Source organism: Pseudomonas sp. LBUM1670, assembly GCF_059695695.1.
In genome coordinates, this window is the sequence record NZ_CP166783.1 from 2,505,045 (window position 1) to 2,518,805 (window position 13,761).

General features: G+C 59.1%; 12 protein-coding genes. 3 read left to right on the forward strand and 9 right to left on the reverse strand.

Translation table 11 applies throughout. From position 1 onward, the window contains the following. Positions 1–155 precede the first annotated feature (155 nt). From ACA073_RS11405 to ACA073_RS11415, 3 genes are all read left to right on the forward strand, one after another. On the forward strand, positions 156–1,646 hold the full coding sequence (locus tag ACA073_RS11405) for an aldehyde dehydrogenase (RefSeq protein WP_497403488.1): 1,491 nt from the start codon (positions 156–158) through the stop codon (positions 1,644–1,646). A gap of 52 nt (positions 1,647–1,698) precedes the next feature. Continuing rightward, the gene (locus tag ACA073_RS11410; protein ID WP_497403490.1) at positions 1,699–2,997 is read left to right on the forward strand and encodes an NAD(P)/FAD-dependent oxidoreductase; all 1,299 of its coding nucleotides are present in this window, start codon (positions 1,699–1,701) and stop codon (positions 2,995–2,997) included. Positions 2,998–3,500: 503 nt separating this feature from the next. Further along, positions 3,501–4,049: a cupin domain-containing protein gene (locus tag ACA073_RS11415; protein ID WP_007946335.1), complete on the forward strand. Its 549-nt coding sequence runs from the start codon at positions 3,501–3,503 to the stop codon at positions 4,047–4,049. 69 nt (positions 4,050–4,118) lie between these two features. Here the strand turns inward: ACA073_RS11415 and ACA073_RS11420 are convergent, their stop codons facing one another. From ACA073_RS11420 to ACA073_RS11460, 9 genes are all read right to left on the reverse strand, one after another. After that, the gene (locus tag ACA073_RS11420; RefSeq protein ID WP_497403492.1) at positions 4,119–4,853 is read right to left on the reverse strand and encodes an ATPase; all 735 of its coding nucleotides are present in this window, start codon (positions 4,851–4,853) and stop codon (positions 4,119–4,121) included. Then, complete coding sequence (locus ACA073_RS11425; RefSeq protein ID WP_497403493.1) at positions 4,840–5,202, reverse strand: hypothetical protein; 363 nt, start codon at positions 5,200–5,202, stop codon at positions 4,840–4,842. Before ACA073_RS11425 ends, ACA073_RS11420 begins: the two co-directional genes overlap by 14 nt. Positions 5,203–5,400: 198 nt before the next feature. After that, on the reverse strand, positions 5,401–5,694 hold the full coding sequence (locus ACA073_RS11430; protein ID WP_497403495.1) for a fructose-bisphosphate aldolase: 294 nt from the start codon (positions 5,692–5,694) through the stop codon (positions 5,401–5,403). 463 nt (positions 5,695–6,157) lie between these two features. Beyond that, positions 6,158–6,376: a PLD nuclease N-terminal domain-containing protein gene (locus ACA073_RS11435; RefSeq protein WP_497403497.1), complete on the reverse strand. Its 219-nt coding sequence runs from the start codon at positions 6,374–6,376 to the stop codon at positions 6,158–6,160. A 333-nt stretch (positions 6,377–6,709) separates the two neighbouring features. After that, positions 6,710–8,131 (reverse strand): mannose-1-phosphate guanylyltransferase/mannose-6-phosphate isomerase, encoded by a 1,422-nt coding sequence (locus tag ACA073_RS11440; RefSeq protein WP_497403499.1) that lies wholly within the window; start codon positions 8,129–8,131, stop codon positions 6,710–6,712. Positions 8,132–8,259: 128 nt separating this feature from the next. Further along, positions 8,260–9,351: a mannuronate-specific alginate lyase gene (locus ACA073_RS11445; RefSeq protein ID WP_497404059.1), complete on the reverse strand. Its 1,092-nt coding sequence runs from the start codon at positions 9,349–9,351 to the stop codon at positions 8,260–8,262. Next, positions 9,351–10,748 carry an alginate O-acetyltransferase AlgX-related protein gene (locus tag ACA073_RS11450; RefSeq protein ID WP_497403501.1) on the reverse strand — a complete coding sequence of 466 codons (1,398 nt, stop codon included), beginning with the start codon at positions 10,746–10,748 and terminating at the stop codon, positions 9,351–9,353. The genes ACA073_RS11445 and ACA073_RS11450 overlap by 1 nt, the downstream gene beginning before the upstream one ends. 11 nt (positions 10,749–10,759) lie before the next feature. Further along, positions 10,760–12,277 (reverse strand): mannuronan 5-epimerase AlgG, encoded by a 1,518-nt coding sequence (gene algG / locus ACA073_RS11455; RefSeq protein ID WP_497403502.1) that lies wholly within the window; start codon positions 12,275–12,277, stop codon positions 10,760–10,762. Positions 12,278–12,361: 84 nt separating this feature from the next. Continuing rightward, complete coding sequence (locus ACA073_RS11460; protein WP_497404060.1) at positions 12,362–13,750, reverse strand: alginate export family protein; 1,389 nt, start codon at positions 13,748–13,750, stop codon at positions 12,362–12,364. Between the last annotated feature and the right edge of the window lie 11 nt (positions 13,751–13,761).

Here is a 13,761-nt window from a genome sequence, read left to right on the forward strand (position 1 = left end):
GACTTGCTCGCGAAAGCGGTGGATCAGTCAGCACTGATGTCGCCTGACACACCGCTTTCGCGAGCAAGCCCGCTCCCACAGGGGGACCGCGTTTCAAATCATTGATTGAGCAGTACTCAGTTCCACTACCAATTCCTCTGCGTCGAGTCACAACAATGACAAACACTCGCAGCGACTGGGAACAACGCTTCCAGTCCCTAACCATCGAAAGCCGCGCCTTCATCGATGGCCAATACCGCGCCGCCCTCAGCGGTGACACCTTCGAATGCATCAGCCCGGTCGACGGCCGCTTTCTGGCCAACGTCGCCAGCACTGACGAAGCCGACGCCAACGAAGCCGTCGCCGTCGCGCGCCGCACCTTCGATTCCGGCATCTGGGCGCGTTTGGCGCCCGCAGAACGCAAGCGCATTTTGATTCGCTTCGCGGACCTGATCCTGGCCAATCAGGAAGAACTCGCCCTGCTCGAAACCCTCGACATGGGCAAGCCGATCAACGACTCGATGAACATCGACATCCCGGCGACCGCCAACGCGATCCGCTGGACCGCCGAAGCGATCGACAAGATCTACGACGAAGTCGCCGCCACGCCGCACGACCAACTCGGTCTCATCACCCGCGAACCTGCCGGCGTGGTCGCCGCCATCGTGCCGTGGAACTTCCCGTTGATCATGGCCAGCTGGAAGTTCGCCCCGGCGCTCGCGGCGGGCAACTCGTTCATCCTCAAACCTTCGGAAAAATCGCCACTGACCGCGATCCGCATCGCGCAGTTGGCACTGGACGCCGGCATCCCGAAAGGCGTGTTCAACGTCCTGCCGGGCTACGGTCACACCGTCGGCAAGGCGTTGGCGTTGCACATGGACGTCGATGTGCTGGCCTTCACCGGCTCGACCGCGATTGCCAAGCAACTGCTGATCTACGCCGGCCAAAGCAACATGAAACGCGTCTGGCTCGAAGCAGGGGGGAAGAGTCCGAACGTGGTGTTCGCCGATGCGCCGGATCTGCGCGCGGCAGCACAAGCAGCGGCCAGCGGGATCGCCTTCAACCAGGGCGAAGTCTGCACCGCCGGTTCGCGCTTGCTGGTCGAGCGTTCGATTCGCGAGCAGTTCATTCCGCTGCTGGTGGAAGCGTTGCAAGCCTGGAAACCGGGGCACGCCCTCGATCCGCAAACCACGGTCGGCGCGGTCGTCGATCAGCGTCAACTGGACAACGTGTTGCGCTACATCCAGGTCGGCAAAGACCAGGGTGCGCAACTGATCGCGGGCGGCAGCCGCACCCTCGAAGCCACCGGTGGCCTGTACGTGGAACCGGCAATCTTCGACGGCGTGACCAACGCCATGACCATCGCCCGTGAAGAAATCTTCGGTCCGGTGCTGTCGCTGATCACCTTCGACACCGCCAAAGAAGCCCTGGCCATCGCCAACGACAGCATCTTCGGCCTGGCCGCAGGCGTCTGGACCAGCAACCTGAGCAAGGCGCACACCTTCGCTCGCGGCCTGCGCGCGGGCAGTGTCTGGGTCAACCAATACGACGGCGGCGACATGACCGCGCCGTTCGGCGGGTACAAGCAGTCGGGTAACGGTCGGGACAAATCGCTGCACGCGTTCGACAAATACACCGAACTCAAAGCGACCTGGATCAAGCTCTAACACTTCTACAACGGCGGTCGCCGGCGAGTGTCGGCGGCCATCGGAGAAACCTATGAAACAAGACTCTGTTAAACAAAAGCATGTAAACAGCTACTACGCCGCCACCCGCAACTTCACCGGCGACTTCCCGGTGCTGGAACAAGCGGTGGACTGCGACGTCTGCATCATCGGCGCCGGCTACACCGGTTTGTCCTCGGCCCTGTTCCTCGCCGAAGCTGGCTATAGCGTGACCGTACTTGAAGCCGCCAAAGTCGGTTTCGGCGCCAGTGGTCGCAACGGCGGCCAACTGGTCAACTCCTACAGCCGCGACGTCGATGTGATCCAAGAACGCTACGGCGACAAGACCGCCGAAGTCCTCGGCAGCATGATCTTCGAAGGCGCCGACATCATCCGTCAGCGCATACAACACTACGACATCCAGTGCGACTACCGCCCGGGCGGCATCTTCGCCGCGCTGAACAAAAAGCAACTCAAAGGCCTGGCCGAGCAGAAAAACAGCTGGGAACGCTACGGCAACAAAAACCTGAAAATGCTCGACGCGGCCGACATCAAGCGCGAAGTCGGTTGCGACAACTACGTCGGCGGCCTGCTCGACCTGCAGGGCGGCCACATCCACCCGCTGAACCTGGCCCTGGGCGAAGCCTCGGCCATCATCGGTCTGGGCGGCAAAATCTACGAGCAATCGGCCGCCGTGGAAATCACCTACGGCGAACCGATCACCGTGCGCACCGCCAAAGGCCTGGTCCGCGCCAAGTACCTGCTGATCGCCGGCAACGCCTACCTGCCGCAAGACCTCGACAATCGCGTCACGCGTAAAAGCATGCCGTGCGGCTCGCAAATCGTCGTCACCGAACCGTTGTCCGAGAAAGTCGCGCGCAGCCTGATCAAAAACAACTACTGCGTCGAAGACTGCAACTACCTGCTCGACTACTACCGCCTAACCGCCGACAACCGTCTGCTGTACGGCGGCGGCGTGGTCTACGGTGCGCGCGAACCGGACGACATCGAGCAGTTGATCAAACCAAAAATCCTCAAGACCTTCCCGCAACTGAAGGACGTGAAGATCGACTACCGCTGGACCGGCAACTTCCTGCTGACCATGTCCCGCATGCCGCAATTCGGCCGCATCGAGAAAAACGCCTACTACATGCAAGGCTACAGCGGTCACGGCGTCACCTGCTCGCACCTGGCCGGCAAACTGATCTCGGAAATGATCCGCGGCGACGCCGAACGTTTCGATGCTTTCGCATCCTTACCGCACATGCCCATGATCGGCGGCCGCACCTTCCAGGCCCCACTCACCGCCATGGGCGCCGCGTATTACGCGCTGCGTGACCGCTTCGGCATCTAACCCCAGCGCAACCCCTGTAGGAGCAGAGCTTGCTCGCGAAGACGGCGGCACAGTCAACATTGATGTCGCCTGACACACCGCCTTCGCGAGCAAGCCCGCTCCCACAGTAGATCTTTGGTGTACACAGAATCTGTGCACCACCGGGACCAAACTGTGGGAGCGGGCTTGCTCGCGAAGAGACCATATCAGTCACCAACAACCTCACCTGACACACCGCAACCCCTGTAGGAGCCGAGCTTGCTCGCGATGACGCCATCCCAGTCGCTATCAATACCGGCTGACACACACTAATCGTACTTACAGTTTTCACGGCTGAACCGCCTGGCTTCAGGTCCGAACAACCTTTTCACCCACCCATTCATCGAACCTGCTGAGCAACACCAACAAACGTGATTTAATACCCGCCTTTCACAATTCCGGGACAGGGAAGCGGTACTTTCGCGGCCAAAAGTCGCCCGCCATCCACCCCCATAACCCTTAAGTTTTCCTCGCATAAGGCTGTCATGGACACGGGCTCACGACTCAAACTAGTACGCGAAAGCTACAAACTCTCCCAGCGCGAGCTGGCCCGGCGTAGCGGCGTCACCAATGCCACCATCTCCCTGATCGAACAAAATCGCGTCAGTCCCTCCGTCAGCTCCCTGAAAAAATTGCTCGAAGGCATTCCGATGTCCTTGGCGGACTTCTTCACCTTTGATCAGCCGCCGCGCGAGCATCAATACGTGTTCCGCGCCAATGAACAGCCGGATCTTGGGCGTCATGGCCTGCGGTTGTTGCTGATTGGCGCTTCGGTGCCGAGTCGGCAGATGCGGTTGTTGCGTGAGCAGTACGCACCTGGGGCGAGTTCGGGGGAAGAGCCGATTGTGCATTCGGAAGGGGAGGAGTGTGGGTTGGTTACGCGGGGGACGGTTGAGTTGACTGTTGATGGGCAGATTAGTGTGTTGAATGCCGGAGACGGGTATTACTTTCCGACGACGTTGCCGCACAAGTTTCGCAATATTGGCCAGGATGAAGCGGAAATCATCAGCGCGAACACTCCGGCCAACTTTTGATCAAAAAAACGGACGCCAGCCTGTAGCAGATGCCGAAGGCTGCGTTCGCCGATTTAATGATTCATGGGCTTAAATATTTTCTACTTTATCGACATAAGACTCGAAGAACCAGTCAGGGATATCTTCAGTACGGTATTCAAGGCTGTGCCCATCAGTAATCTCCGCAAGAAGAACTGCACTGTCACCGGAGTTATCGAAGATGTAAGCCCGATTGCAAACTGCAATGGCTTCCGGCAGTAGACCCAACGATTTGTAGTACCGTTCGCGCACCTTGTCAGATGCCACTGGATGGCCACCTTCGCGGACTCTGATTTGTACGCGGTCTATGTTGATTGCCGGGTTTTCAGTCGAAACGAAGTAAAGATATGTCCGATAACCGTGAGCTTGGGCTTCTTTCATGAAGTCGACCTTGCTGCGATGTGACATCACCGTTTCGAAGGTAAAACTCACACCTTTTTCCAGCAGGCGCTGGCGAATGAAGTCCGATATCACGGACGCCAGATAGGAATTGACGTGGACGTTTCGGTAGTCAACTTTGGTGCCCAGCAAACCAATTTGTTTGGCTTGATCGCTGAGTTCTTTGTTTCTTATCAGATAGTGATCGGCATGGAACGTGAGTAACTCAGGCAATGTAGTGGCGACTTCAAAGGTAGCCAAGTCGATGAACCCGGTAGCTTTTGCCTGCTTCTCGAGATCATCGGCATTCACGTACATCTTGATAAGGGCGGGATCAATTTCTCCCTTGATGGTGCTTTTGCCTGACCCGTTCGGTCCCGCAAATACTCGAAACCTAGGCACGACCACCAGCCGTTTGATCTTCGATACGGCGCACGGTGATCACCGCACCTACCTTGACTTTGCGGCGCGGCTTGGCTTTGGCTACAACCGTCTTGCTGCCATCAAGTGAGATCCATACCAAATCTCCGGAATCGACGCGAAGCACGCTATCGCTCACCAACAGTGCCCGAGCATAAGCAGTCTTGGTGGCTATTTGAGCGAGATCAGGTATCTGGCGCTCCAGAGCATCCATCTCCTTATCCGAAAGTTTTTTGGTTTTTGCAGTCATCGGGATTCTCCGCCTGAGCGAGTGCTCTGGTGCTTCTTGCCCGGATAGTACCGCATTAACCGGGCTTTCGAACGTCATCAGGTCCATATCAACTTCCTCGGTAGTGTAAGCCTTGATCACTGTGTGAAGGGACAGATTTTCCAACATAAAATGCGGGGGCTTTTGCCCGATAGCGCGCTGTAACGATCCACTGAAACCTGCTCACTGAAAAGAAAACGACCATTACCGTGTGTTCAAGCGACAAAAAAACCGCAACAACGAGGGTTGCTGCGGTTCAAAAGCTGTTCAGTATCCCTTGGGTGCCTCAAACCCCCGCTGCTCAAGCACCCGAAACACATCGCTTACATCCTGGACCAGAATCCGGGCGATGTTGGTGACGGTGTTGATGTCGTTTTCGGCGTAGTCGGGGAGGCTGGTACAGGCCATGAGGTTCAGGTATTTGAGGACGGCGTTGAGGCGTTCGCTGACGCAGTTGTGGAGTTCGCGGATTGGGGCGTCGCTGTCGATGAGGAGGACGGGGTAGTCCGTGGCGAATTGGGACATGGGGGTGAAGCGGCGCGGCGGATATTGGGTCGTCATGGATGTAGTCCTAAAAAGATGAATCACAATCGCCATTACTCGTTTACCGACGGAGGTCGGCTACGCGGGTCTGGCGGTCTTCGGTGTCTTCTCTTTTGGGCTGCGAATCCCGGTCACCGACAATGGCAGCGACGGGGGAAACTATAAGCTGCGATTTTGGTGCTCACAACCGGGCTGTAGGACGTTTTCGCGTTTGTTGTGACAAGGCTGAACGCCACTATTTTCGGGCTTGTCGCGGTGATTCGGGCTGTGTGGAGTGCCTTGGGAAATGGGGTGCAGGTTTTGGGGCTGCTTCGCGGCCCAACGGGGATGAATCCCCTCACCACAAAGGGTGAATTCCTACGAGATTTTCGGACGTCAGGTTTGAAAGTCGAGTGACCAGAAACGACAAAGCCCCGAATCATCGGGGCTTTGTCGTCTCAAATTGTGCAGTTTCTAAATCCTTAGCGTGGATTTTCCGGGGTCATTGTCTAGCCTGCGGCGAATGCGGATTGGGATCGGTGTGTTTCGGCCCTGCCATTGCCCACGCGATCAATCCGAACAGCGGTACAAACACGATCACCACCATCCATACGAGTTTGTTGCTGGATTTGCCTTCGGCTTTGCGCACTTTGTTGATTGCCCATAGCTCGACCAGCACAAGAACTGCGGCGAGTACGATCCAGATGGTTTCGGTTTGCATGGGTTGCCCTCCTGATGGTCTGTTAGTTAGGTGGGCAGGGGGCGGTGGGGTTCATTAAATTTTGAGGTTGTGGGTGTTTGGGGGGCGAGGCGCTGGTGGTTTGCTCGCGCAAGGTGAGACAGTCGAGGTTGATGTTGAATGTCCGGGCCTCTTCGCGAGCAAGCCCGCTCCCACAGGGGGGAGTGCAGGCGGACACTCTATTGCGTCCGCCTGTGATCCCTTTATACCGCGTGACCAATCACCTCGTTGATCCGCTGCGCAATGTAGTCCACGTGTGTCTCCAGGGCGAAGTGCTCTGTGTCCTAAACACGCCAACGCTTGCGGTAAATGGGCTCAACTCTTCACCTCTTGATTCCTGCCGTAGACATCTTCCAGACGCTTGATATCGTCCTCGCCCAGGTAGCTGCCGGTCTGCACTTCGATAACTTCCAACGGGATTTTTCCGGGGTTGGCCAGGCGATGTACCGATGCGATCGGGAGGTAGGTGGACTGGTTTTCAGTGAGCAGGAAGACCTTGTCGTTACACGTCACCTGGGCGGTGCCGGAGACGACGATCCAGTGTTCGGCGCGGTGGTGATGCATTTGCAGAGACAGTTGTGCGCCAGGTTTGACGGTGATGTGTTTGACCTGGTGGCGGATGCCGTTGTCCACCGAGTGGTAACTCCCCCAGGGACGATACACCGCGCAGTTGTTCTGGGTTTCCGAGCGGCCTTTTGCATCGAGCGCATTCACCAGTTTTTTCACGTCTTGCACGTTGTCGCGGTGCGCGACCATCAGTGCGTCCTCGGTTTCTATCACGACCAGGTTTTCCACCCCGAGCAGGGTCACCAGCTTGCTACTGCCATGGACGAAGCAACTGCGGCTGTCGTAGCTGACGACATCGCCTTTGAGCACGTTGCCATCGGCGTCCTTGTCATGCACATCCCACAGCGAAGACCAGCAACCGACATCATTCCAGCCGGCGCTGAGCGGGACGACCCAGGCGCGGTGGGTGCGCTCCATCACCGCGTAGTCGATGGAGTTGTCCGGGCAGCATTCGAAGGTGACGCGATCGATGCTGGTCACGCCTTCGCTGCTGGGGCTGCGCTCCAGGGCCATCACGCAGGTGTCGTACATGTCCGGTTCGTGAGTGCGCAGCTCTTCGAGGAAGCGGCTCGCACGGAACAGGAACATGCCGCTGTTCCAGAAGTACTCGCCGGAGCGGACAAATTCGGCGGCGGTTTGCGAGTCGGGTTTCTCGATAAATTTCTCGACCTTGAAGGCGCTGGCACCCGCATCGCAGCAGTCGGCCTTAATGTAGCCGAAGCCGGTTTCCGGGCGCGTCGCCGGAATGCCGAACAGCACGAGGTTGCCTTTGAGCGCTTCGTCCTGCGCGTTTGCCAGTGTGGCGCGCAAGGCGGGGACGTCGCTGATCACATGGTCGGCCGGAAGTACCAGCATGAGTTCATCGCGGCCTTCGGCGATCAGCTTGAGGGCCGCCAGTGCCACTGCCGGGGCGGTATTGCGGCCGAAGGGTTCGAGCAATATCGCCTGCGGCGTACAGCCAACGGCGGCGAGTTGTTCAGTGACGATGAAGCGGTGCTCTTGATTGCAAACCACGATGGGCTTGCCGATGCCGTCGAATGCCAGGCGCTGCAGGGTCTGCTGAAACAGCGACCCTTCACCCGCCAGACTCAGGAACTGTTTGGGATACAACTTGCGCGACAATGGCCACAACCGCGAACCACTGCCGCCAGACAGAATCACTGGAATCATTTCACTTTCCTCCCGCACCTTCATCACTCGACATGAAGGCGCTTCGACCAGCGAAGGACTGCCTTCCATTATTTGAAACAAAAGCTCAATTCAGAGCGGTCGCAATCAGGGCGTATTGGCTGTTGCACCTATTCTTTCTGTTCAGCAAATAGTTGGGTTATGTCGCCGCCCAGGCGGTAGTTTTTCATCGGTTCGACCGATTGGCGCCAGCGGTTGGTTTCCGCCGAGCAGTCGTACAGCGCGCAGTAAGGTTCCAGCCAGGCAAACTTGCCATCCTCGTTGAGGTCCTCGAGTTCTTGCTTGTAACCGGTCTTGCGTTCAAACGAGCGGGGATCCTTGATGCCTTCTTCCACCCGCGCCGCCAGACGCCGCATGGCACCGTGGTTTTCTTCGCGCAGGTCGATGTCATTGGCTTTGGCAAAGGACGCGATCATCATCAGCGGTCCCATCGCGTAGTTGTGGTAAGCGAGTGCGCGGGTGTCACGGCCCAGTTCGTTGGGCAGATAGCCGTCTGCATTGACCTGGGAAGCGCCGATGCGAAACTGCGCAACTGACCAGTCAAACAGGTCGCGCCGATCGACTACCACCGAGGCCGCCATGACCGACCATGCCGCCCAATACTGGTGATTGTTCAGGCGGTCCAGCGGCTGGTCGCGCCAGTCCCGCACCACCTGATCAGCGACCTGGCCGATCCAGGCCTCGATCGGCCGGGTCTGCGCCTCGCGGCCCCTCAATGGCTGCGAACGCGAAAACTTGAGCCGCAGATAGGCCGAAGAAATACTGCCCAGCGCCCATTTGCGCATCGACTTGCCGGTGTGGGTGTAGGTGGTACTCAGCAGCGCCTGCGCCTTGGCCCAATCGCCGAGCCAACTCAAAGTGCATTCCACGTGACCTGTGCGGCCGAGCCGTAAATAGGCGGCGACTTCTTTGTTGACGCCTTTTTCCAGTTCGTTGATATCGCCTGACATTTGCTTGTAGCGTTTGTTGGATTCCACGTTGAGCTGATCACGCGCCTTGCCCGAGCCCTCGTACTTGCTGGGGATCAACAGGTCACCGGTATAGGGTTTGGGCGCCGCCGGACAGCTCGGTGCGTCGCCTTTCTTGTCCACGGCCGGTGCGTAATAGCCCTGCGGCGGGCGAAGTTGAGCGGCCGCCGCCTGCACGGTGGGCGCCATCAAAATGAAGGCCACGCCAACGGCGGCCCAGTGCGTCTGACGGATCATTGCCCCTCCGATTGCGCGGTGCGCAGGGTAGGTGCCGCAGTGATGACTGGCTTGACACACAAGCGGGTCGAGAGCTCCCCGGAGGTCATTCCAGGCGGTGGCTGCACGTCCATGGAAAGGAAAGTCTGTTCGTCCCAGTCCCCGTCGGCGCGCAGCTCGAAGGCGAAGCGGCCCTGGGTATTGACCGTGGGCGAACGGCTCAAGCTGATGTTTTCCTGGCGACCGTTCATGTAGGTCATGGTCGCGTTCAACAGGTGCACGCCGGGATCAGCGAACTTGAGGTCGACCTGATAGCGATTGCCCTTGATCGGATACACATTGCCGCCACCGCCGTTGAACAGCACCTGATTGCGCCCGCTGTGCAGGGTCGAATTGCTTTTGAGCAGCGGTGCCTGGTTGTCGCAGCCATCGCCCAGCGCCGCCATCGCCTGCCGGTAGAAGCTGGATTTGCCGAGGCTGTCGAGATTGTCGGTTTCCCATACCAGCACCGCCGGCGGGGCTTTCTGGAAGTCGTCGCCGAGCAGGTAGGCGATCAACGAATCATCGTAGCCACCGCCCGGTACACTGAAGTTGCTGACCGGTGTCTCCAGGTACTGTTGGAGGAAGCCGGCAAAGTTGAACGCGTCACCGCTGGCGCTGGTGCCGATCAATGCGACCTTGGCGGGGCCTTTGGCGGTGCCCTCGGCCCGGGTTTGATAACGGGTGACATACTGCGCCGCATAGCCATTGCCGCAGATCTTTGCGGCGGCTTTTTGCAGCGTGCCAGAGCGTCCCAGCAGACCGGCGGGCTGGCTGGCGAAGACCTGATGCGGCAATGCCTTGAGCACATCGTTGCCCTTGAGCGTCTGGGCCACCAACTGGGCACTGCGTTCGGCACCATAGGGCGTCCAGTTGTGGTCGCCCTTGAAGTAGAAGGGCTGCCCGGCGGGCGGGGGTGCACTCAACAGGTTGGTAAAGTCGGCGACCTGAATGCCCAAGTCGCGCACCCGGTCCAGCGCTTGCAGATAGTTCTGCCGAGCCCTGGCCTGATCGAAGCTGGCCAGTGCCAGCGGTGTCAAGCGGTCGGCGTGCAGCAAGCCGCGGCTGGGTGGCATCACCAGCACCAGTTCGACCCCGCGTTGAGCCAGCCCGTCGCGCAGGCGCTTGAGTGCTTTATAACCGCTCTCATCCAGGCCGAAGTCAGTGCGAAAATCGCTACGGGTGCGAAACAGCCACTGGTCCTTGGCCTCCATCAGGGTCGCGTAGTTTTTCAGCTCCGGCTGCTCGTAATAGGTCGCCTGCGCTGCTTGCGGGCACAGCTGACAGCAGGCCTCGGCCGTGTACTGCGGCTGCGCCTGTCCCCACGTCGGAACGGACAGCAGGCATAGAGCGGCAAATCCATGAAGGGTGTTCATTGGCAGGCTCCTCACAGTTTCTCGGGCAGAATCAACGCGGCGGCATGGCGGCGCAGGAGGATGTCTATCAAGTCGCCCTGAACCTCCCCGAGCAAACCGGTGAAGGCAAGGCCGTCCTGTTTCTGTGGCGCCAGAAAGGTCAAGTTGTAAAGTTCCAGGCGCGAGGGTGAAAACACGGTGATGGGGCTGGAGCCGTTGCCGATCAGCTTGCCGCCAACCACGGTGAGCGACAGCCTGGCTTCGTAGGGGTCTTCCTTGAGATCGCGGTCAGTGCCGCGCAAATCCTTGATGTGGCCATAGATGCCGGTCAGGGCATTGGCCATCAGCTCGTTTTCATAAAGCCGCACGCCGGTACTGTTACGAATCCGGATACCGTGCCGGCCATTGTCGCTCGCGCGGTTGCGCCAGAGCAGGTTATTGCCGCTCTCATACAGGGTTACACCGTCGGAGAGGTTCTTGTAGGTCTCGTTGTAGGCCACAAGGTTATTGACGCTGGAACGGTCCAGGACGATGCCCGACAGGTGGTTGTTGTAGGCGCGGTTGTAGATGATCCAACTGTCATTGACCTCGCGCGATACGATAATGCCGTGCTTCTTGCGGGTACCAAAGGCGTCGTTGTGGGCAATGATGAGCCGGCGCGAACGGTCGTGCGGGTCGATACCATAGACGATGTTGTCGCGATAGGAATTGCCGAGGATCACCACGTCGTCGGCCTCATAGCAATAGAAGCCGTACCAGTTGTCGACAAACTCGGAATTGAGCAGCCAGCCAGTCGGCCGCTTGCGTTTCATCCTCGGCGCCATGCTCGGGCTGTACTGGGAAATACTCACCCCATAACTCTTGCTCGCGGTGTAGCCGAAGCTGGTGATGGTGCTATTGACGATGTAGGTCTGGGTGCCGCCCCAAGACACCAGGAAGGGCCGGAACTCGCCCTCCTTTTTGTACCAGGCCGGGCTGTCGTCCTTCTCGCTCCAGGCGCTGACTTTGGTATCGGTAATAAACAGCTTGCCGTCATTGACCAGGAATGAACCGCCTTCCTGGGACAAGCGCAGCTCCTTGACAGACTTGTCGATATGCAGGGTTGCGCCGGGACGTATGACGATCGGCAGGCGCACCAGAAACACCCCCGGCGCGGTTTCGCGCAAGGCGGTCGGTGGCAGGTTGCGCGCCAGTTGCGTCAGGCTCATGTAGCCACGGTCGATGAAGATCGCCACGGGCATTTGCTTCTGGCGCACCACCCATTCCTTGAGGCGATCCTCGCCGCCGATGAATTCGTCGAGCGCGTTTTCCTTGAGCATCGGCTGGATCAAGGCGCGGCCGGCGGGTTTGTAGGAAATCTTCGCTGCGACTGCCTCGGCCGTATAGCCCGACAGGTCGGGCATTTTCGGCTCCTTGATCAGCAACGGCTTTCCTGGAGCCTCAGTGATGGTGTAACGCGGCGCCAGGATGTCATTCGCCGCACTGGCCCCTGCCGCCTGCACCAACAGCAGTCCGGCGAGCAACAGCCCTATCTTGACGACACTGTCCATAAGTCTCACTCATCAAAAAATGCAATCTGGTGTGATCAGTGCGACGTTGCCCGCGATGGCATCATCGCGGGCAACACCCTTGGCCTAGATTTTCCAGACGAAATCAATGAACGCCCGGTGCATGCTCGAGTCGGTGTCGTTGGCGTAGGCGTCACCTGGGAAGAACACGCCGAGGCGCAAGCGGACCAGCGCCGAAGGTTCGTCGACCCAATCCACCATGCTCGCGGGCAACAGGCCTTGTTTGAAGTACTTGGTCATGACCAGATCGACTTCCTGGCCCAGGTCCTTCTCACCATCTACCAGCGCCGCATTGACGATCCCGTCGTCGCCGGTTTCCGTTTGGTCGTCTACCCGCCAGAAACGGTGGTAGACGAGGCTGGCGTCGTAGTCCTCGCGCATCTGCCAGGAGCCGAACAAAGTCGCCGACTGCAGATTGCTCAGTTCACCGCGAAAGGCTTCGCCGAAGCGGTGTACGCGCGAACGCGTGCCGGTGTAGTTCGAGCGGTTGCTTTGCAGGCCGGTTTGCTGGAACTGATTCTCCCCGTCGTCCCCGCCGCCGTCGCCGCGGGCGGCGGCGGCACCGAGGCGCCAGCTTTCATCAATGTTCCAGCGCAAACCCAGGTCCGCGGCCCAGGCGTTGACGTCGCCACTGGTGTGGCCCGTCGCGACCCGATCGCCGGCAGGGTCGAGCTCGGTCGTGAGGGTGTCGCGATCGCCGGTCAGCCAGGTTGCGTTGACCCAGTAATTGACTGGCATCGTCGAGCGATAGTTGTAGCCGTCACCGTTCGCTTCGAGACCGACCCAGGTCAGGCTGCCGGTGTTGGTCTTGTCGAGTGAATCGACCTGCTCGCCGGGATCGGGCAGGCTGCCGCTGTCCTCTGAGTGATGGACACGCAGGCCTACCCAATTATTGGGCGTCCATTGTGTAGAAATGTCGGCGAAGACATGGGAACGGTCTTCATCTTCGGGCGCCAGGTCGTCGAAATCGGTGCGATAGTCGGAAAAGCGTTGGGCGGCGCCGAGGTGGCTGCGCAGCAGGGTGGTTTCGAAGGTCCAGTTGAGCGCTTCGATGTTGGTGTCCATCCACTCGCCACTGTCCTCACGCAGACGCTGGCGCCCCAAGCGCAGATGCTCCCCCGGATAGGCCGTGATGCCCGAATAATCAACCCAGAACTCGCGAAGCGCCAGGTAGCTGTCATCCGCTTCACGGGTGTTGTTATCGTCGGCGCCGTTGTTCACCGTATCAGTGTCGATGGTATCGGTCGCCGCGACCGCCTGCGCCATCGTATAGGCACTCCAGTTTCCCCATTGGCCAAATGCCCAGGGGCGCAAGTCGATCCCTATATCGTTGAGGGTGCCACCGGGCGCAGTGCCCAGGTCCCGGTCGTCCTGTGACTCACCGGTAATCTTCACGTCCAGGCCGAAATTCTTCGGTGCCACTTCCGCTGCGAGCACCAGACTGGCGCTGCACATCAGTGAAACTC

What these genes read in the sequence shown, in the direction of transcription:
- ACA073_RS11435 (WP_497403497.1), bottom strand. Translation starts at nt 6,376, where the DNA reads ATGCAAACCGAAACCATCTGGATCGTACTCGCCGCAGTTCTTGTGCTG.
- ACA073_RS11430 (WP_497403495.1), bottom strand. Translation starts at nt 5,694, where the DNA reads ATGACGACCCAATATCCGCCGCGCCGCTTCACCCCCATGTCCCAATTC.
- ACA073_RS11415 (WP_007946335.1), top strand. Translation starts at nt 3,501, where the DNA reads ATGGACACGGGCTCACGACTCAAACTAGTACGCGAAAGCTACAAACTC.
- ACA073_RS11425 (WP_497403493.1), bottom strand. Translation starts at nt 5,202, where the DNA reads ATGGACCTGATGACGTTCGAAAGCCCGGTTAATGCGGTACTATCCGGG.
- algG (WP_497403502.1), bottom strand. Translation starts at nt 12,277, where the DNA reads ATGGACAGTGTCGTCAAGATAGGGCTGTTGCTCGCCGGACTGCTGTTG.
- ACA073_RS11405 (WP_497403488.1), top strand. Translation starts at nt 156, where the DNA reads ATGACAAACACTCGCAGCGACTGGGAACAACGCTTCCAGTCCCTAACC.
- ACA073_RS11410 (WP_497403490.1), top strand. Translation starts at nt 1,699, where the DNA reads ATGAAACAAGACTCTGTTAAACAAAAGCATGTAAACAGCTACTACGCC.
- ACA073_RS11440 (WP_497403499.1), bottom strand. Translation starts at nt 8,131, where the DNA reads ATGATTCCAGTGATTCTGTCTGGCGGCAGTGGTTCGCGGTTGTGGCCA.
- ACA073_RS11450 (WP_497403501.1), bottom strand. Translation starts at nt 10,748, where the DNA reads ATGAACACCCTTCATGGATTTGCCGCTCTATGCCTGCTGTCCGTTCCG.
- ACA073_RS11460 (WP_497404060.1), bottom strand. Translation starts at nt 13,750, where the DNA reads ATGTGCAGCGCCAGTCTGGTGCTCGCAGCGGAAGTGGCACCGAAGAAT.